At 61.1% G+C, this 17,433-nt stretch carries 18 protein-coding genes and 1 tRNA gene; 3 read left to right on the top strand and 16 right to left on the bottom strand.

Translation table 11 applies throughout. The features are described from left to right. Positions 1 to 183: 183 nt before the first annotated feature. The 3 genes from AB4P90_RS01915 to dibA all read right to left on the bottom strand — a co-directional run bounded on the left by AB4P90_RS01915 (position 184) and on the right by dibA (position 3,654). Positions 184 to 1,194 (bottom strand): sulfate ABC transporter substrate-binding protein, encoded by a 1,011-nt coding sequence (locus tag AB4P90_RS01915; RefSeq protein WP_014716420.1) that lies wholly within the window; start codon positions 1,192 to 1,194, stop codon positions 184 to 186. Between the two features lie 64 nt (positions 1,195 to 1,258). Further along, complete coding sequence (gene oscA / locus AB4P90_RS01910) at positions 1,259 to 1,441, bottom strand: sulfur starvation response protein OscA (protein ID WP_003170956.1); 183 nt, start codon at positions 1,439 to 1,441, stop codon at positions 1,259 to 1,261. A gap of 296 nt (positions 1,442 to 1,737) precedes the next feature. Next, positions 1,738 to 3,654, bottom strand: a complete 1,917-nt coding sequence (gene dibA / locus AB4P90_RS01905; protein ID WP_395605600.1) for a phosphodiesterase DibA — start codon at positions 3,652 to 3,654, stop codon at positions 1,738 to 1,740. A 166-nt stretch (positions 3,655 to 3,820) separates the two neighbouring features. Here dibA and desA point away from each other — a divergent pair, with 166 nt between their 5' ends. Both desA and AB4P90_RS01895 read left to right on the top strand, forming a co-directional pair. Then, positions 3,821 to 5,005 carry a delta-9 fatty acid desaturase DesA gene (gene desA / locus AB4P90_RS01900; protein WP_003187559.1) on the top strand — a complete coding sequence of 395 codons (1,185 nt, stop codon included), beginning with the start codon at positions 3,821 to 3,823 and terminating at the stop codon, positions 5,003 to 5,005. 187 nt (positions 5,006 to 5,192) lie between these two features. Beyond that, a complete protein-coding gene (locus AB4P90_RS01895) occupies positions 5,193 to 6,194 on the top strand; it encodes a sensor domain-containing diguanylate cyclase (RefSeq protein ID WP_032894198.1) in 1,002 nt (333 codons plus the stop codon). Between the two features lie 99 nt (positions 6,195 to 6,293). Here the strand turns inward: AB4P90_RS01895 and AB4P90_RS01890 are convergent, their stop codons facing one another. The 11 genes from AB4P90_RS01890 to AB4P90_RS01840 all read right to left on the bottom strand — a co-directional run bounded on the left by AB4P90_RS01890 (position 6,294) and on the right by AB4P90_RS01840 (position 14,896). Next, positions 6,294 to 7,496 (bottom strand): HDOD domain-containing protein, encoded by a 1,203-nt coding sequence (locus AB4P90_RS01890; RefSeq protein WP_395605599.1) that lies wholly within the window; start codon positions 7,494 to 7,496, stop codon positions 6,294 to 6,296. Between the two features lie 117 nt (positions 7,497 to 7,613). Next, positions 7,614 to 8,891, bottom strand: coding sequence for a 4-aminobutyrate--2-oxoglutarate transaminase (gabT, locus tag AB4P90_RS01885; protein ID WP_014716416.1), 1,278 nt, complete (start codon positions 8,889 to 8,891; stop codon positions 7,614 to 7,616). Between the two features lie 177 nt (positions 8,892 to 9,068). After that, positions 9,069 to 10,511 carry an NADP-dependent succinate-semialdehyde dehydrogenase gene (gene gabD, locus AB4P90_RS01880; RefSeq protein WP_003187552.1) on the bottom strand — a complete coding sequence of 481 codons (1,443 nt, stop codon included), beginning with the start codon at positions 10,509 to 10,511 and terminating at the stop codon, positions 9,069 to 9,071. 296 nt (positions 10,512 to 10,807) lie between these two features. Continuing rightward, positions 10,808 to 11,122, bottom strand: a complete 315-nt coding sequence (locus AB4P90_RS01875; RefSeq protein ID WP_003187551.1) for a RebB family R body protein — start codon at positions 11,120 to 11,122, stop codon at positions 10,808 to 10,810. Between the two features lie 50 nt (positions 11,123 to 11,172). Next, complete coding sequence (locus AB4P90_RS01870) at positions 11,173 to 11,487, bottom strand: RebB family R body protein (protein ID WP_003187550.1); 315 nt, start codon at positions 11,485 to 11,487, stop codon at positions 11,173 to 11,175. Between the two features lie 79 nt (positions 11,488 to 11,566). Beyond that, positions 11,567 to 11,878 (bottom strand): hypothetical protein, encoded by a 312-nt coding sequence (locus tag AB4P90_RS01865; RefSeq protein WP_014716415.1) that lies wholly within the window; start codon positions 11,876 to 11,878, stop codon positions 11,567 to 11,569. Between the two features lie 40 nt (positions 11,879 to 11,918). Beyond that, positions 11,919 to 12,545, bottom strand: a complete 627-nt coding sequence (locus tag AB4P90_RS01860; protein ID WP_014716414.1) for a hypothetical protein — start codon at positions 12,543 to 12,545, stop codon at positions 11,919 to 11,921. An 82-nt stretch (positions 12,546 to 12,627) separates the two neighbouring features. Further along, on the bottom strand, positions 12,628 to 13,200 hold the full coding sequence (locus AB4P90_RS01855; protein WP_019819925.1) for a hypothetical protein: 573 nt from the start codon (positions 13,198 to 13,200) through the stop codon (positions 12,628 to 12,630). An 18-nt stretch (positions 13,201 to 13,218) separates the two neighbouring features. Further along, the gene (locus AB4P90_RS01850) at positions 13,219 to 13,446 is read right to left on the bottom strand and encodes a RebB family R body protein (RefSeq protein ID WP_003187543.1); all 228 of its coding nucleotides are present in this window, start codon (positions 13,444 to 13,446) and stop codon (positions 13,219 to 13,221) included. A 103-nt stretch (positions 13,447 to 13,549) separates the two neighbouring features. Next, positions 13,550 to 14,092, bottom strand: coding sequence for an RNA polymerase sigma factor (locus tag AB4P90_RS01845; protein ID WP_020302203.1), 543 nt, complete (start codon positions 14,090 to 14,092; stop codon positions 13,550 to 13,552). An 87-nt stretch (positions 14,093 to 14,179) separates the two neighbouring features. After that, on the bottom strand, positions 14,180 to 14,896 hold the full coding sequence (locus AB4P90_RS01840; protein ID WP_032901748.1) for a Crp/Fnr family transcriptional regulator: 717 nt from the start codon (positions 14,894 to 14,896) through the stop codon (positions 14,180 to 14,182). 195 nt (positions 14,897 to 15,091) lie between these two features. Between AB4P90_RS01840 and AB4P90_RS01835 the strand changes: the two genes are divergently transcribed. Beyond that, positions 15,092 to 15,168: transfer RNA gene (locus tag AB4P90_RS01835), tRNA-Arg, on the top strand. Between the two features lie 209 nt (positions 15,169 to 15,377). Here the strand turns inward: AB4P90_RS01835 and AB4P90_RS01830 are convergent. Then, positions 15,378 to 16,553: a cell wall metabolism sensor histidine kinase WalK gene (locus tag AB4P90_RS01830; RefSeq protein ID WP_073843994.1), complete on the bottom strand. Its 1,176-nt coding sequence runs from the start codon at positions 16,551 to 16,553 to the stop codon at positions 15,378 to 15,380. 5 nt (positions 16,554 to 16,558) lie between these two features. After that, the gene (locus AB4P90_RS01825; RefSeq protein ID WP_073843992.1) at positions 16,559 to 17,248 is read right to left on the bottom strand and encodes a response regulator; all 690 of its coding nucleotides are present in this window, start codon (positions 17,246 to 17,248) and stop codon (positions 16,559 to 16,561) included. Positions 17,249 to 17,433 lie beyond the last annotated feature (185 nt).

Raw genomic sequence — 17,433 nt, 5'->3', positions numbered from 1 at the left:
AGGGTAGAAACCACTGTAGGAGCGTGCGTTCTGTGGCAGCTGGCTTTTCTGTGGGAGCCGGGCTTGCCCGCGATGCAGGCACCTCGGTGTATCAGCCACACCATGGTGATGCTATCGCAGGCAAGCCAGCTCCCACACCAGCCCAGTCCCTACAGAAAGTCAGGCCCCTACAGGTACTTTGGCTTATTGCGCCGTGTAGATCTGGTCGAACACGCCACCGTCATTGAAGAATTTCGGTTGGGCAGTTTTCCAGCCGCCGAAGTCTTTGTCGATAGTCACCAGGTCCAGTTTCGGGAACTGCTGGGCGTATTTGGCGGCGACTTTTTCATCCCGTGGACGGTAGAAGTTCTTCGCCGCAATCTCCTGGCCCGCCGGGCTGTACAGGTGGTTGAGGTACGCGGTGGCGATCTCGGTGTTGCCCTTTTTCTCGGCGTTCTTGTCCACAACGGCCACAGGCGGTTCCGCCAGGATCGACAGGGAAGGCACGACGATGTCGAACTTGTCGGCGCCGCCGTCTTCCTTCAAGGCCAGGAACGCCTCGTTTTCCCACGCCAGCAGCACGTCACCCTGGCCGTTGTTGACGAAGGTAATGGTAGAACCGCGCGCGCCGGTGTCCAGTATCGGCACGTGCTTGAACAGCTCTTTGACGTATTCCTGGGCCTTGGCTTCGCTGCCGCCAGCCTTGAGGCCGTAGGCCCAGGCGGCGAGGAAGTTCCAGCGTGCACCGCCGGAGGTTTTCGGGTTGGGCGTGATCACCGACACGTCTTTCTTGATCAGGTCGCCCCAGTCCTTGATGCCTTTGGGGTTGCCCTTGCGCACCAGGAACACGATGGTGGAGGTGTATGGGGTGCTGGCGTCCGGCAGGCGGGTCTGCCAGTTCTCCGGCAGGGTCTTGCCCAGCTTGGCGACTTCATCAATGTCACCGGCCAGGGCCAGGGTCACTACGTCGGCGCGCAGGCCGTCAATCACTGCGCGTGCTTGCTTGCCCGAGCCACCGTGGGACTGCTGGATCTTGACGTTGTCGCCGGGGTGGGACTGTTTCCAGAAGCTGGTGAACTCAGCGTTGTAATCCTGGTACAGCTCACGGGTGGGGTCGTACGAGACGTTGAGCAACTCGTAGTCCTTGGCAACGGCGGAACCGGCAAACACGGCACTGGCCAATGCGGCCAAGGCATAACGGCGAATCGACGACATAGAAGCTCCTGAAATTCTTGAGTGTTGGCTTTTCTTGTAATTGCGGGTCTATCGCCGTTCTTGCTCAGCTCGGTTTGTTACCGGGGTTCTGCAGACGGAATTTTTCCTTGCGTTCGATCTGTACCACTTGGGCGTTGTGTACGGTGATTTCCACCGCGCCAAACCGCAGGTCGCGCAGGGCGCTCTGGATTTCACGCAAAATGGCTGCTTCGTCCTGGCCGTCAACGCTACGTAGAGATGCGCTCATGGTCTCGCTCCTGAAAATGAGTAGTGCCTGGCAGTGGCGGCACTGCTTGCGGCGTGAGGGCGATAGTAGATAAGCGCGGATATTCTTAAAAATACTATTTAAGAATGTTTATATAACCAGAAAGAATTTTCTGATAGGGCATGGGGTTGCAAGGGTTTCCACAGAAAAAACGCTCATGCACAGTCGCCGCAGAACCCTGTGGGAGCTGGCTTGCCTGCGAAAGCGGTGGTGCAGTAACACATGCAGCGACTGACACACCGCCTTCGCGGGCAAGCCCGGCTCCCACATTGACCGCGTCAGTCCTGGCGGATCAGAGGTGCTCGGGTCCAGTCGATTTCATCAGCCGGCATCGGCCGTCCAAACCAGTACCCCTGGCCCATGTCGCATTCCTGATCCAGTAGGAACCGCGCCTGTTCCACCTGCTCAATTCCTTCGGCGTGCACCTGCATGCCCATGCTTTTGGCCAGGGCGATCACCACGCGCACAATCGCCGCGTCGTCTTCGTCCCACGGCAAGCCCGCCACAAAGCCCTGGTCGATCTTGAGCTTCTGCACCGGCAGACGCTTGAGGCGCAGCAACGAGGAATAGCCGGTGCCAAAGTCGTCGATCGCCAGGCGCAGGCCCAGTTCGCGCAGGCGGTGCAGTTGCTCCAACGCGACTTCCGGGTCGTCCATCACGGCGCTCTCGGTGACTTCCAGCTCCAGGAAGGCCGGGTCCAGCCCAGTGGTGTGCAGCACTTGGGCCACTTGCTCATACAGCTCGCGCCGGGCAAACAGGCGGCTGGAGACATTGATTGCGATAAAGCTCAGCGGCGCGCCGTCGGCCAGCCATTGGCACATCTGGCGGCAGGCCTGGTCCATCACCCACGCATCGATGTCGGCAATCAACCCGGTGCGCTCGGCGATGGGGATGAACTCGCCCGGCGGTACCAGGCCGCGTTCCGGGTGCTGCCAGCGCACCAGTGCTTCAACGCCGACCAAACGGCTGTCGTGCAGGTCGTGCACCGGCTGGTAATACACGCGCAGCTCATGTTGGTCGAGGGCGCGACGCAGCTCGCCGGCGATTTCTACCCGGTGTTGGGCGTGGGCGGTCAGCTCTTCGGTATACAACGCGTAGCCTTCGCGCCCAGCACTCTTGGCCTTGAACAACGCGGAATCGGCGTTGCGCAGCAATTGCTCGGCGCTCAGGGCGTCACTGGGGAACAGGCTGATACCGATACTGGCGCTGATAAACAGCTGGTTGCCGTCAAAAATGAACGGATCCTTCATGGCGTTGAGCATGCGCTGCGCCAAGGCCGCCGCTTGCACCACCTGCGGGCAGCTTTCGGCCAGCACGGCAAACTCGTCGCCTCCCAGGCGCGCCAGGGTAACCCCCGGCCCAAACAGGCCGCTGAGGCGTTCGGCCACCAACTTGAGCAACTGATCGCCAACGTTATGGCCGAGGCTGTCGTTGATGATCTTGAAGTGATCCAAGTCCATCAACAGCAGAGCGCAGCCTCGCTTGTGCACCTGCGCGGAAGCCAGGGCCTGCTCGGCGCGATCGGTGAACAGCAGGCGATTGGGCAGGTCGGTGAGCGGGTCATGGTGTGCCAGGTGCGCCAATTCGTGCTCGGAGTCCTTGATGGCGCTGATGTCCGAAAACACCGCCACGTAGTGGCTGACCTGGCCCTGGTCATCGTGAATCACGCGGATGGTTTGCCACTGGGGGTACACCTCGCCGCTTTTACGTCGATTCCAGATTTCGCCGCTCCACTCGCCGGTGCTTTGCAGGGCATGGAACATTTGCTGGTAGAAATGCGCCGAGTGGCGCCCGGACTTGAACAGGCTTGGCCGTTGGCCCATCACGTCGTCGCGCTGGTAGCCGGTGATCTCCATAAACGCGCGGTTGACGTGCACGATCAGCCCCTGGGTATCGGTGACCAGCACCCCTTCGCGGGTGCAATCGAACACCGCAGCGGCCTGACGCAGGCGCTCGCGGTTCTCTTTCAGGGGTTGTTGCAACGCATGGGCACGGGCAAAACGCCAGCCTATCCAGTAAATGAGCAAGGCGCTGAGGCTGACCCACACATAACCGCGCGCTTGCAGCCAGCGTCCCTGCTCCAAGGGTTCATCGATAAAGTTGATTAATAGGTAATGGCTGAGCTGGAGCCAAAGGATGGAAACCAGCAGGTACACCAACCCCGCACGTAGGGCACCTCGGTATGAAAACAGCATATGCTTAGTAATCCTTACTAAATAACCAGAATCGCCCTACAAAGGATCAGGATTATAGAGGAGGAAACACTTTGTAAGTCTTATCTGAAACGGTGACTGGTTTTATCTGCAAAGGAAGTGATAATGCGGGTGCTGTTTTTTTCTTTATCTGAGGGCCATACAGCCTATGTGGTACAACGGTTTTCTTGATCTGTCCGCCTGGCAACTGGTGGCAGTCACGCTGTTGATGACCCACGTGACCATTATTGGGGTCACTGTCTATCTGCACCGTTATTCGGCCCATCGCTCGCTCGAGCTCAATGCCGGCCTTAAACACTTCTTCCGCTTCTGGCTGTGGCTGACCACGGCGCAGAACACTCGCGAGTGGACCGCCATCCACCGCAAGCACCACGCCAAATGCGAAACCGTCGATGACCCGCACAGCCCGGTGATCAAGGGCTTGTCCACCGTGCTGCGCAAAGGTGCCGAGCTGTACCGCGCCGAGGCGGAAAACCCCGAGACCCTGCGTATCTACGGCAAGAACTGCCCGGACGACTGGATCGAACGCAATCTCTACACGCGCTACCCGCTGTTGGGCGTGGCGCTCATGGGCGTGATCGACCTGCTGCTGTTCGGCACCATCGGTATCACTATCTGGGCGATCCAGATGATGTGGATCCCGTTCTGGGCCGCCGGCGTGATCAATGGCCTGGGGCATGCCGTGGGCTATCGCAACTTCGAATGCCGTGACGCCGCCACCAACCTGGTGCCGTGGGGCATCATCGTCGGCGGCGAAGAGCTGCACAACAACCACCACACCTACCCCAATTCGGCCAAGCTGTCGGTGAAGAAGTGGGAGTTCGACCTGGGCTGGGCCTGGATCAAGGTGTTCAGCTTCCTGCGCTTGGCCAAGGTGCAGCGTGTAGCGCCCATCGCCCACCGCGTCGAAGGCAAGGGCAGCCTGGACATGGACACCGCCATGGCGATCCTCAACAACCGCTTCCAGATCATGGCCCAATACCGCAAGTTGGTGATTGGCCCGCTGGTCAAGCAGGAGCTGGAGAAGGTCGATCATTCGGTACGCCACCAGTTCCACCGCGCCAAGCGCCTGCTGTCGCGGGAAACCAGCTTGCTGGAAGACCGCCATCACCTGCGCATCCAGAGCATGCTGGAACACAGCCATGCCCTGACCGTGATCTACGAAAAGCGCCTGGCGCTGCAGCAGATCTGGCTCAAGACCAGTTCCAACGGCCACGACATGCTGGCGGCGATCAAGGAATGGGTGCATGAAGCCGAGGCCAGTGGCATCCAATCCCTGCGCGATTTTGCCCACCAGTTGAAGACTTACTCGTTGCGTCCTACAGCAGCGTGAGGGCGCCGTGGGAGGGTTCGCCCTCCCACGCACTGGCTTTTTGGCGTCATTTTCCGGGCACCGTCAATCCACGCCGTTCACGGAACTTCACCGCAATTCCCCTCTCTCAAAGAACACTTCGCCATCATGGTGACCCCTTGTAGTGACCGCTTTTGCACCTGCGGCGCGCCCAGAGAGAGTTGTACCGATGGTTCACGAAAAGCCCAGCCTGCCCGATGTGCCCACCGCAGAGCCGCCGCGCCCGGCCGCGGCGGCGACCCTGTTGGCGCTCATGCATGCTCAAGGTGAAGTCGAGCGGCTGAGTGAGCGTGAGCAACTGCTCAGTTCCCTGCTGGTCAGCGTGAACGCCGTGCTGTGGGCCATCGATTGGGAAACACGCCGCGTGCTGTATGTGAGCCCGGCCTACGAGCGCCTGTTTGGCCGCTCTGCCGGCCTGCTGCTGGCCGACCACCGTGAATGGCGCAACAGCGTTCACCCCGAAGACCTCGACTACGCCGAACACAGCCTCGCCCGCGTGCTGGAACAGGGCGCCGTGGAGGACCGCGAGTACCGCATCATCACCGCTGACGGGCAGATCCGCTGGTTGAGCGACAAGTGCTACATCAACCAGCAGGTGGTGCCCGGTGAAGCGCTGATCGTGGTGGGCATCGCCGAAGACATCACCGAAAAGAAGCAACTTGAGCTGGAACTGCATCGCCTCGCCACCACCGACGTACTGACCCAAAGCAGCAACCGCCGACACTTCTTCGAACTCGCCAACCAGGCGTTCGACAATGCCTGCGCGCAGGGCACGCCGCTGGCGTTCCTGTTGCTGGACATCGATGATTTCAAAGACATCAACGACACCTATGGCCACCTGGAGGGCGACCAGGTGCTGCGGCGCATCGCCGAGAGCGGTCGCGGGGTATTGCGCCGTGGCGACCTGTTCGGGCGCGTTGGTGGCGAAGAATTTGCTGCTGTGCTGCCGGGTTGCCCACCGGAGATGGCCCTGCAGGTTGCCGAGCGGTTGGGCAAGGAAATCCAGGCATTGGTGTTCAGCTACGAAGGGCATGAATTCAATGTGACCGTCAGCCAAGGCCTGGCCGGCCTGCGCGAAGATGACTCCACCCTCGACAGCCTGTTTGCGCGAGCGGATGCGGCGATGTACGAGGCCAAGCGCCAGGGCAAGAACCGCGTTATCGCCGGTTAACACCGACCCACTGTGGGAGCTGGCTTGCCTGCGATGGCGTCTTGACTGACCCACCGCTATCGCAGGCAAGCCAGCTCCCACAGTGGGTCGGTGTGTGTTTCAGGTTTTGCGCACTCGGGACAGTTCTGGCAAGCCTACCTTGAGCAGCCGCGCGGTCTTGCTGCCTGCCAGTTCTTCGAGCCCTTCGTGCTCGGTCAGCCGCGCCATTTGCACCGCCAGGTTCACCACCAGGGCTTCGCGCGAATACACCCCGCCTTCAAGTGAATAGATCCCCGCGATCAACTGCCGCAACTCCAGCGGCAAGCGCCAACGCGTGCGCAACGCCGAACCGTAGGCGGCGCCAAAGGCGTCAAGGGATTCGCCTATGGCTTCGTCATCCAGGGCACCGCCGCCCTGGCGCCAGTCTTCCAGGCAGCGCAACAGAGCCAAGTCGCCCAAGCGATGCAGGATGCAGGCGCTGTAGCAACGCTCGTGATCGAGCTCCAGCATGCGCGCCAGGCGCCGGGCGTAGTCGGCGCTGCCCTGGGACAGTTGCCAGTACCGCTCGGCGTAGGCCACCAGCCCAGGGTCGCCCAACACCACGTTGTGCTTGAGCGCCAGGCCCAGGATGAGATTCATGCTCTGGCCGGGCACCAACTTATGCAGGGCCTCTGACAGGGTCTGCACCGGCGTGCCGTGGTAGCCGGCGCTGTTGGCGGCGGCGATGAGTACGGCGGTGATTTGCGGGTCGCTGTGCACCTGGTCTTCCAACTGCTTGAGGTCCAGGCCTTCGGGGCCGAGGCTGTGTTGCACGGCGGCTTTCACATCCACGCGCAACGGCGCGCCATCGCAGACCTCGCGGCGCCGCTCAAGGAAGGCTGGCAAGGTCATGCCCGGCGCCAGCGGTGGGATTTCGCAGTACACGCTTTCGCCTTCGTTGAGCAGCAGGTCTTGCAGGCGCTGGGTCAGGCTTTCCATGTTCAGCGGGCGGGTCAGGTAGGCGGTGGGCGCCAAGGGCAAGGCTTCGCGCACGCTGGCACTGTCGTTGCGACTGCTCAGCAAGATAAACGGCAGCGAACGGCGTTTCTGGCGCACGCTGCGCAGCAGGCTCAGGCCATCCACGCCCGGCAGCTCCCAATCGGCCAAGATCAGGTCATAGGTTTTTTCGCCCAACAGCGTGGCGGCGTGTTGCCCATCGGCGCACACATCCAGCCGTGCGTCACAGCGCACATTCAACAGCACTTGCTTGAGCAGGTCCCGCGACCAAGGGTCTGCTTCGGCGATTAACACTCGGGGTACAGCGGGTAAATCAACAGCAGTCATCCAGCACGCTCCATCGGCAATGCTTGCACCTTAGACAATGCAGGCGCGTGCGTACAATGAAGCAGGCACAAAAAAACCGCCGAAGCGGTTTTTTTGTTTTTCGTAGGAACGGGCGTGTCAGAGTTCGGAGAAGCACTCTTCGATGATCGCCAAGCCCTTGTCCAACTGCTCGTCCGGCGAGGTCAGGGGCACCAGTACGCGCAATACGTTGCCGTAGGTACCGCAGGACAGCAGGATCAGGCCCTTGTCACGTGCCTTGGCCACCACGGAGGCAACGGCGGCAGCGTTTGGCTTGTGGGTGTCGCCGTCTTCGAACAGCTCGACCGCGATCATCGCGCCCAAGGCACGCACTTCGCCGATCACCGGGTACTTGGCCTGAATGGCCTTGAGGCCAGTCACCAGGCGCTCGCCCACGGCCTTGCAGCGGTCCAGCAGGTGCTCTTCTTCGAACACTTCCATCACGGCCAGGGCCGCGGCGCAGGCAATCGGGCTACCGGCATAGGTGCCGCCCAAGCCGCCTGGGGCGATGGCGTCCATGTACTCGGCCTTGCCGCACACACCGGCCAGCGGGAAGCCGCCCGCGATGGATTTGGCGAAGGTGGTCAGGTCGGCGGCAACGCCCATCTGTTCCATGGCGAAGAAGGTGCCGGTACGCCCGGCACCGGTTTGCACTTCGTCGGCGATCAGCAGGATGCCGTGCTTGTCGCACAGTTCGCGCAGGCGCTTCATGAAGGCTTTTGGCGCGACGTAGAAACCGCCTTCGCCCTGTACCGGCTCGATGATGATTGCAGCGATATCACGCGGCTCGGCATCGTTCTTGAAGATGCGCTCGATGCTGGCAATGGAGTCGTCGACGCTCACACCGTGCAGTTCGTTGGGGTACAGCGCACGGAACACGCCGCCCGGCATCAAGCCCATGCCGGCCGAGTAAGGCACGACCTTACCGGTGAGGCCCAGGGTCATCATGGTGCGGCCGTGGTAAGCACCGGTGAAGGCGATCACACCGGCACGGCCGGTGGCGGCGCGGGCGATCTTCACGGCGTTTTCCACGGCTTCGGAACCGGTGGTGACCAGCAGGGTTTTCTTGGCGAAATCACCTGGCACCTTGGCGGCGACTTTTTCGCACACTTCTACGTAGGGCTCGTAGGCCAATACCTGGAAGCAGGTGTGGGTCAGCTTGTTGAGCTGCTCGGTCACGGCCGCGATGATTTTCGGGTGCACGTGGCCGGTGTTCAGCACGGCGATACCGCCGGCGAAGTCGATGAACTCGCGACCTTCAACGTCGGTCACGGTGGCGTTCTTCGCGGAGTCAGCGAAGATCGGGTGAATCTGGCCAACACCGCGCGGTACAGCGGCTTCGCGGCGTTTCATCAGGGAAGCGTTGGTCTTGCTCATAAAGTCCTCATTCGCCGCTCATCGGGCGGCGTGGCTCAAGGATAGGTGGCGGGGAGGCAACTACGGCAGCATGCGATGATCGACTGCCACAGCTTTCCCGGCCACTGCGAATAACCATGTGAAACACGCAAAGGGGCAGCGCTCTCGTGCCCTCTGCGTTTGCTGCAATCCCGTGCCTTAGATGCCCAGGCAGAGGTATTTGATTTCCAGGTAGTCCTCGATCCCGTACTTGGAGCCTTCACGGCCCAGGCCCGATGCCTTGATGCCGCCGAACGGCGCCACTTCGTTGGAGATCAACCCGGTGTTGACGCCGACCATACCGTATTCCAGGGCCTCGGCCACACGGAACACCCGGCCCAGGTCGCGGGCGTAGAAGTAGGAGGCCAGGCCGAACTCGGTGTCGTTGGACATGGCGATCACTTCGGCTTCGTCTTTGAAGCGGAACAGTGGCGCCAGCGGGCCGAAGGTTTCTTCCTTGGCCACGGCGGCGTTTTTCGGCACGTCAACCAGGATGGTCGGTTCGAAGAAGTTGCCTTCCATCACCTTGCCACCGGCCAACAGCTTGGCGCCTTTGCTCAGGGCATCAGCGATATGTTCCTGCACCTTGGCCACGGCTTTTTCGTCGATCAGCGGGCCGGTGGTGGTGCCGTCTTCCAGGCCGTTACCGATCTTCAGTTTGGTCACCGCCACCTTGAGCTTTTCAGCGAAGGCGTCGTACACCGAATCCTGGATGTACAGGCGGTTGGCGCAAACGCAGGTCTGGCCGTTGTTGCGGTACTTGGAGATGATCGCGCCTTCGACGGCCTTATCCAGGTCGGCGTCGTCGAACACGATGAACGGTGCGTTACCGCCCAGCTCCAGGGAGACTTTCTTGATGTCCTTGGCGCATTCGGCCATCAGCTGGCGACCAATTTCGGTCGAGCCGGTGAAGGACAATTTACGCACGATGGGGTTGCTGGTCAGCTCGCCGCCGATGTCGCCAGCGCTGCCGGTGACCACACTGAGCACGCCTTTGGGGATACCGGCGCGGTGCGCCAGCTCAACCAGGGCCAGGGCCGAGAACGGGGTTTGCGAGGCCGGCTTGATCACCATGGTGCAACCGGCGGCCAGGGCCGGGCCGGCTTTGCGGGTGATCATCGCCGCAGGGAAGTTCCACGGGGTGATGGCTGCGGTCACGCCGATGGGCTGCTTGATCACGATCAGGCGCTTGTCGGGCTGGTGGCCGGGGATCACGTCGCCATAGATGCGCTTGGCTTCTTCAGCGAACCACTCGATAAACGAGGCGGCGTAGACGATTTCGCCCTTGGCTTCGGCCAGCGGCTTGCCTTGTTCGAGGGTCATCAGGCGGCCGAGGTCGTCCTGGTTTTCGATCAGCAGTTCGAACCAGCGGCGCAGCTTGTTGGCGCGCTCCTTGGCGGTGAGTGCACGCCAGGCTGGCAGGGCCTTGTCGGCGGCTTCGATGGCGCGGCGGGTTTCCGCGGCGCCCATCTTCGGCACGGTGCCGAGAATCTCGCCCGTGGCCGGGTTGTTGACCTTGATGGTTTGACCATTGTCCGCATCGACCCAAGCGCCATCGATAAAAGCTTGCTGGCGGAACAACTGGGTGTCTTTGAGCTGCATGTCGGCTTTCCTTAACAGCACCGCGCGCACGCGGAGCGAATTAGAGTTGTTGAAAGGCGCCTTGTGGGCTGCCGTCAGGGAAATCAGCCCCAGCGCGCAGAAAAAATGAAAGAGCGCACGGGAGACAGAGCGTTTGAAATCTCAAACGAATCCTAGGATCAATGGGGGTACAGGGCAATAGGATGTTCGAAAAAAAGAACGAATATGGCGCATCCGGCTCATCTTTCGGATCAAGTGCCCACACGACAACAGCCCCGGAGCCTTGTGGGCGCCGGGGCTGTTGGGGGCCTTGCAGCTTAAGGTTGGAACGACTTGAGCACGGCCAGCAGGCTGGTCAAGTTGTCGGCCACGCCGCCCTGGGCGACTTTTTCGGTGGCGGCGGCGCCAGCGGTGGTGTCGACACTGTAGATCTGCATCACGCCCTGGTTGGTAGCCGCCTGAGCCAGGGTGTTTTGTTGCTGTTGGGCCGAGACCGAGTTCTGGAACAGGATCGCCGTGGCCTGGCCCATGGATTGGTAGATGGTGCTCATGGCCATCGCGGGTGATTCGGCAACCACCTTGACGTTGGTCTGGGTGACGGCATCGGTGATTTGCGGGCTGACTGTACTCATGGTTGAAACTCCTGGGTTGAGAAAGAACAACATCCGTTATTGCTCAGTGCTTAAGGCTGGAACGACTTGAGCACGGTCAACAGGCTGGTGAGGTTATCCGACACGCCGCCCTGGGCGACTTTCTCGGTGGCCGCCGCACCTGCGGTGGTATCGACGCTGTAGATCTGCATCACGCCCTGGTTGGTGGCCGCCTGGGCCAGGGTGTTTTGCTGCTGCTGGGCCGACACCGCGTTCTGGAACAGAATCGCCGTGGCCTGCGCCATGGATTGATAGATAGTGCTCATCGCCATCGCAGGCGATTCGGCCACCACTTTGACGTTGGTCTGGGTGACCGCGTCGGTAATTTGCTCGTTGACTAATGGCATGATCAATTTCCTTATTTAGTACACGGTGCATTCCGTGTTCATCAATGAACGTTGCGAAACAGGCGCTGTGAAACCTGGTTTAGGGTTTCGCTGCGGGGCCCAGCGCCGCTTCAATCTGGGCGATCAACCCTTGGATCAGTGCCTGCACTTCCTTGCGTTGCGCGTCCTGGTCCGAGGCCGCGCCGTTCAGCATTTGGCGTAGCGCCGCTTCACGCTGCTGGGCAGCCGTCTTGAGCGCTTGTTCGTTGGCCTTCGATTGCTCAAGCACCTGGGTGGCACGCTTGAGGGTTTCGTCGACGATGGCCTGGGGCGTGCCGGCGAATACCTGCGGGTTGCGCAGCATCGCTTCGAGCCGCTGGCGGTCGTCGGTGGACAGGACCGAGGGTTGCATATCGAGCTCCTTAGGGGCTGCCTTGGCGGCGACACGCCCGCTAAAGCCGCACCTCAACGTTGTCCTGCCAGAAACCGGCAAAGTAAAAATGCGGCGACGAATCACAGAAGGTCGCCAACTCCGCAGGCGTTATGGCGCTGGGCTGGTTGGGAAAAATGGCCGGCGGAGGCGGCAGCAGATTCGCCTCGTTGTAGAGGTTGCCGACCTCATAGCAGTTGGCCGCGAACTGCGAACAAAAGGACCCGCTGCCGATGTCGATGGACTCGTTGATCCGCGTCACCAGGCTGGTATCGGAAGTCCAGCGCCGAAAGGCTGAAATCATCGCGTTCCACACGCTGTAGCGGCCCCGGATATCACCGCCGATCTTGTCGAAGTAGAACTGCTTGGCAGCCACCGTCGCTGCCTCGCCCAGTTCGGTATCCACGCAGGAAAACACCATCGCCGAGCGTGGCGGTTTTTCCAGGCTCAGGTCGGTCAGGGCCAGGCCACTGCCGACACTTTCGATCACCAGGGTGTCGCTCACCGCAATCGCCGGGTGAACCACATTCAGGTAGGTCGTGTCCTGCGAGAACACCTTGGCCTTGACCAATTGACCGGCTTTGATAAACGCCCGCGTTGCGCTGTCGTCATCTTGTTTGACAGAAAAAATAATATCTCCAGGCTGCATGATGTCGCTCCTCACTCAAGAAAAGTTGCTTTCAAGTTGCTGTTGCACCGCCCCAGCAGAACGCTGGAGCGCTGTGCTCGGTTCAGGCCGCTGGCGCGGCCCGGTTGGCCAGGGTGTCGGCGTACTTGGCGATGCTCTGGTCGATCTTGTCGATGGCCACGCTGGCGGCTTCGGCTTCCATCGCACCGGCAGCGGCAGCCACGGCGGCAGCGGCGCCCACCAGCAGGTCGGTGGCCAGGGCGCCCAAGGCATCTTCGGCAGCGGCCGGCAGGTTGTCCTTGACGATGTTCTCGGTCATTTGCTGGAGCAGCACGGCCTGGGCCGCCAGGGCGATCTTGCTGACCCCATCGAAGTACCCCGCCGCCGCTTGCGCCACCAGCCCGGCCGCCTGGCTGATCATCATGTCGGCCGGCACCGCGATCTGCGCCGGCGCATAGGCAAAGTTCTGCGAATTGGTGAACTGCACCGCCTGCACGATCTGGCTATTGAGCGCCGCCGTGCTGTCGGATGACGGTGCGCTCACCTGATTGAGCAAGTGCTCGTTCATGCGCGCCATGATCGAGCGCGAGGCCGGTGCGGCGGGCGCCGTCGCAGGTGAATCGGCGGCGGGCGTTGCTGGGGAGGCGGCGGGTTTCTTTCTGCTGAACCACGACATAATCGATCTCCCGAGGGCTCAGCCCTTCTCGCCAATCTGCATGATCAGCGCCACGGCCTTGGAGATCACCGCGTTGGAAATCTGATTCATCGCCTGCTGGCTGTTGACCGCGTTCTGCAACGACAGGCCCGCCGCGCTGCTGGCCACCTGGTACAGCGACGCGATGGCCTGGGCCGGCGCCTCTGCCACCACCTTGACGTTGGTTTGAGTGACCGCGTCGGTGATCTGGCTGTTGACCTCTGTCATACATCTCTCCTTGATGGCATTCACCCAGGTTTGGGTGTGGATAGCGGCGGCGTGCTGCGCTCATACCACTAGAACGCCCCACGCCAACGTCTGTGAATCACCTTCAGCGCAAGGCACTGCGCAGCAGTTGCACACGCTTGCGCACCAGCGGCAGCTTCACGTGCAACTCGGCGGCGATTTGCGGGTAAGGCAGGTCATCGACAAAACGCATCTCGAACAAGCGCTGCTGCAACAGCGGTAACCGTGCGACGTGCGCCTCGATCTGCTCCAGGCGCTCATAGCATTCCACCCGCTCCAGCACCGAGGCGCAGGGCGCGGCGAGCGCGGCCAGGTGATCGTGTTCAAGGTCCACCGAATCATCGAACAACCGCCCCTCGCGCTTGCTGCGCCGCACGCTGTCGAGAAACACATGATCGAGCACCAGAAACAGAAACCCCTGAGGGTCGCGAATGCGCTCCGGCGAACGCCGAAAAAACAGCAGGGCCTTGATCGCCGTGGCCGACAACCACTCCTGGCCCTGATCCAGATTGCCCTTGGCCCGCCGCAACGCCCGGCGCCTGAGCTCGCCGTGCACAGCGCGCCAACTCGCTTCGAACAAACGGTCATCGGCGGCCCATTGATCCTTGAACTGAACAGTCATCCCCATCGCCAGCACTCCTGTGCATCCTTGATGAAGGGCCAGTCTGCGAGGGCTCGACGGGGGTACGCTGTTACCTGGGGAACACCGCCACAACTAATTCAGCGCAAAAGCCTTGCGCCGCAACTGCTCGACATCATTGATCACCATGCGCTCCAGACCGCCGCTGATCACCCCACTGCGCCGCCACACTTGCAGCTGCACATTCAACTTGGGGCGGCTGGTATTCAGCATCGACGCCAACACCCCCTGGCTTGCGGGCAACGACACACTGGGCAAGGCCAACGCCAGGTCGATCTCACCCAGGTTGGCCAACAAAAACCGCGCCAAGCGCGACTCCAGCCGATGCAGGCACACCAACTCCAGCAACTCGATGGCGTGCAGCAAACGCAGCATCATCAACATCAACAAACGCCGCAGAAACACCGGTTCCTCAAACAACACAGCAAAATGCCGGCTACCCAACTGCAACAACCGCGTGGGCCCGCTGGCAAAGGTAGAAGACTCGCGCCCATGATCCTTGATCAACGCCGTCTCCCCCACCACCTGCCCAGCCCCGGTACTGCCGATAATCTGCTCGCGCCCATCCGGCCCATGCACCACCGAATAAATCCGGCCCTCCACCACCAACGCAATGAATTCGAGGGTGTCATCCTTGAAATACAACAGCTCACGATCATCCAGCGTGCGCTCCACCATATGAGTGGCCACGTAGCGCAAGAGATGCTCCGGCATACCTCGAAACAAATCGGAGCGAGCCAGCAGGGTTTGTCTGAGCGGGAGATCGAGCATCACGGTTCCTTTGGAATGCATGCGTTCACCTGAGGAATTGCGGCGTGGAAGCGGTGTAAAGCCACAAGAGCAAAGCAAACAAAGGGACGTGCGGCGCGGGGAGTTGTGAATGAGGGTGGCGATTAGCCATTTTTTGTCGGAAATGGACGACAGGGGGTGGGGAAAACGCTGGAATGGACGCATCAGGTCGACATGGGTATGATGTCGCCCGCACAAGCATCCGTAGCTCAGCTGGATAGAGTACTGCCCTCCGAAGGCAGGGGTCGTGGGTTCGAATCCCGCCGGGTGCACCAGATATGAAATGAAAAAGCCTCAGGTCGGGAGATCTGGGGCTTTTTTGTTTTTGGTTTGGTGGGTGGTGAGAGAGTGTTGAGTCGCGTCGGGATAGTAGAGGTGAAAATAAATCCCCTTTTCTCCCCCCTTTTTCCCAAGCAGTTTTCCAGCTCTACGATCATTACGATTTCACCGCCTTGAGCGCCGGTCTCAAGCAAAGAAGAAACGCCTACACAGGAACCTCCGCCCTGATCAGCGTACCGCCTTCGACCAGATTGCGGGCAGTAATGGTACCGCCATGGGCCTGGCAGATCGCACGGGCGATGGACAAGCCTAGCCCGCTCCCCCCCGAGTAACGTGCCCTGGAGCGCTCTGCACGCCAGAAGCGGTCGAACACGCTGTCCAGATGCTGGGCTTCGATACCTGGCCCTCGGTCACCGACTTCAATCACCACCGAACCGTGAACCCGGCGCGCCGTTACATTCAACTCGCCTCCCCCGGCCGCATAACGCAGCAAGTTATCGACCAGAATGTTGATCACTTGGCCCAGGCGATCACGATCGGCATGCATACGAAGCCCATCAGCAATACTGACCTGCGTCAGCACGCAAGCCTCATCCAACTGCGGCTGGAACCACGCCAACCGCTCCGCCACCAGAGCTGCCAGAGAAAACTCGCTGCGCTCCAGCACCAGCCGGCCAGCACGAGCCATCGACAACAGGTGCAAATCATCCACCAGCTTTCTGAGTTGATCGAGCTGACGCTTGACCATGCCCAACTGCATGGCATCGCTGGGGAATACCTCATCGAGCATACCCTGCACGCGCCCCATGGCGGCGTTCAAGGGTGTGCGCAGTTCGTGGGCAATGACCGCGCTGGATTCACGCACATCGCGCTCATAGCGCTCCAGTTGCGTGGTCATGCTGTTGAAGTCGCTGACCAGCCGTTGCAGCTCGTCGGGCGCGTCGCGGTGCACCGGCAGGCGCGTCAGGAAATCACCGCCGGCGACTCGCCGGGCGCCCTGGGCAATTGCCGAGAACTGGCTGGACAAGGGCCGCGAAAACCACAGGCCGAAGCCAATGATGATAGGGATCGCGGCCAGCACCAGGCCGATCAGTATCAGCCAGTCGCGATTGGCGATAGCCGGCTGGAAATAGTCCAGCGGATAGTACTGGGCAACCACTTGACGCAAGCGTGCCTCATTGAGCTCTGGCTCGGCGCGCAACGCCAGCAGCTCCTCACGCGGCCCCGGCGGCAGATGCTGCACAAAATACCAGTCCGACAGTGTGACGTTGATCCACATGCACACCGAGATCACCACCACCGCGCAGATCGCCAGCAGGCTCATGCGCAGGCCGATCCAGCGCCACATGGGTTTGTCGTTGACCCGCGGTTGCTCAAGCATGTGCGTTACCTGAATCGATAGCCAATGGAGCGCACCGTGACCAGAACGCCGGTGATGCCGTGGTTTTCCAGCTTGCGGCGCAGGTTGTGCACGTGGGTGTCGACGACGCGGGCCAGGGCTTCGCTTTCCGGCAGGCAGATTTCCAGCAACTCATCACGACTGAAGGCCTTGGACGGCGTCTTGAGTAAAGTCACCAGCAGCTTGAATTCCGTTGGGGTCAGGTCCAGCCATAGCGGTGGTGCTTCGCCCTGCTCAATGGCTGCGGTAAACGCAACAAGATCCACCCGCAGGTTTTCATGGCGCAGCAGGTGTTCCACCGGTTGGTTGCCGGTGGTGCGCCGCAACACCGCGTGCACCCGCGCCACCACTTCGCGCGGGCTGTAAGGCTTGACCACATAGTCGTCCGCGCCATAACGCAAGGCACCGAGCTTTTCCGGTTCGTCGCCCATGGCCGTGACCATGATGACCGGCGTGTCACTGCTACGGCGAACGGCGGATAACACTTCGGTGCCGCTCAAGCGCGGCAGCATCACGTCGAGCAGGATCAGGTCGGGCTGCCAGCTTTTGTACAGGTCCAGACCGCGCTGGCCGTCTTCGGCCAGGGCCACCTCATAGCCATCCCGGAGCAAGTAGGCTTCGAGAATGTTGGCGCTGTCGGCGTCGTCTTCGACGATGAGGATACGTTTTCCTGACACAAAGAAGCCTCTTGATGAAACCTTGATAATTTACGAACGGTTTATTGAAAGTGCGCTGCCAGTATTGCCCTACGCCCGCTTTCGCGAGCCGATCCTATGCCGACCACTGCATCGCTGTCCAAGCCTATCAACGGGCCTGAACAGCTCGATCAAAGGGAGGCGTTGTGTCGCGCGTCGGCGGGCGC

The organism is Pseudomonas sp. B16120, from assembly GCF_044218845.1.
GTDB lineage: Bacteria > Pseudomonadota > Gammaproteobacteria > Pseudomonadales > Pseudomonadaceae > Aquipseudomonas > Aquipseudomonas paracarnis.
This window is presented reverse-complemented; position numbering and strand designations above follow the sequence as displayed.

What these genes read in the sequence shown, in the direction of transcription:
- AB4P90_RS01850 (WP_003187543.1), bottom strand. Translation starts at nt 13,446, where the DNA reads ATGACAGAGGTCAACAGCCAGATCACCGACGCGGTCACTCAAACCAAC.
- AB4P90_RS01895 (WP_032894198.1), top strand. Translation starts at nt 5,193, where the DNA reads ATGGTTCACGAAAAGCCCAGCCTGCCCGATGTGCCCACCGCAGAGCCG.
- AB4P90_RS01830 (WP_073843994.1), bottom strand. Translation starts at nt 16,553, where the DNA reads ATGCTTGAGCAACCGCGGGTCAACGACAAACCCATGTGGCGCTGGATC.
- oscA (WP_003170956.1), bottom strand. Translation starts at nt 1,441, where the DNA reads ATGAGCGCATCTCTACGTAGCGTTGACGGCCAGGACGAAGCAGCCATT.
- AB4P90_RS01865 (WP_014716415.1), bottom strand. Translation starts at nt 11,878, where the DNA reads ATGCAACCCTCGGTCCTGTCCACCGACGACCGCCAGCGGCTCGAAGCG.
- AB4P90_RS01890 (WP_395605599.1), bottom strand. Translation starts at nt 7,496, where the DNA reads ATGACTGCTGTTGATTTACCCGCTGTACCCCGAGTGTTAATCGCCGAA.
- gabD (WP_003187552.1), bottom strand. Translation starts at nt 10,511, where the DNA reads ATGCAGCTCAAAGACACCCAGTTGTTCCGCCAGCAAGCTTTTATCGAT.
- AB4P90_RS01845 (WP_020302203.1), bottom strand. Translation starts at nt 14,092, where the DNA reads ATGGGGATGACTGTTCAGTTCAAGGATCAATGGGCCGCCGATGACCGT.
- AB4P90_RS01875 (WP_003187551.1), bottom strand. Translation starts at nt 11,122, where the DNA reads ATGAGTACAGTCAGCCCGCAAATCACCGATGCCGTCACCCAGACCAAC.
- AB4P90_RS01860 (WP_014716414.1), bottom strand. Translation starts at nt 12,545, where the DNA reads ATGCAGCCTGGAGATATTATTTTTTCTGTCAAACAAGATGACGACAGC.
- AB4P90_RS01915 (WP_014716420.1), bottom strand. Translation starts at nt 1,194, where the DNA reads ATGTCGTCGATTCGCCGTTATGCCTTGGCCGCATTGGCCAGTGCCGTG.
- AB4P90_RS01855 (WP_019819925.1), bottom strand. Translation starts at nt 13,200, where the DNA reads ATGTCGTGGTTCAGCAGAAAGAAACCCGCCGCCTCCCCAGCAACGCCC.
- dibA (WP_395605600.1), bottom strand. Translation starts at nt 3,654, where the DNA reads ATGCTGTTTTCATACCGAGGTGCCCTACGTGCGGGGTTGGTGTACCTG.
- desA (WP_003187559.1), top strand. Translation starts at nt 3,821, where the DNA reads ATGTGGTACAACGGTTTTCTTGATCTGTCCGCCTGGCAACTGGTGGCA.
- AB4P90_RS01870 (WP_003187550.1), bottom strand. Translation starts at nt 11,487, where the DNA reads ATGCCATTAGTCAACGAGCAAATTACCGACGCGGTCACCCAGACCAAC.
- gabT (WP_014716416.1), bottom strand. Translation starts at nt 8,891, where the DNA reads ATGAGCAAGACCAACGCTTCCCTGATGAAACGCCGCGAAGCCGCTGTA.
- AB4P90_RS01840 (WP_032901748.1), bottom strand. Translation starts at nt 14,896, where the DNA reads ATGCATTCCAAAGGAACCGTGATGCTCGATCTCCCGCTCAGACAAACC.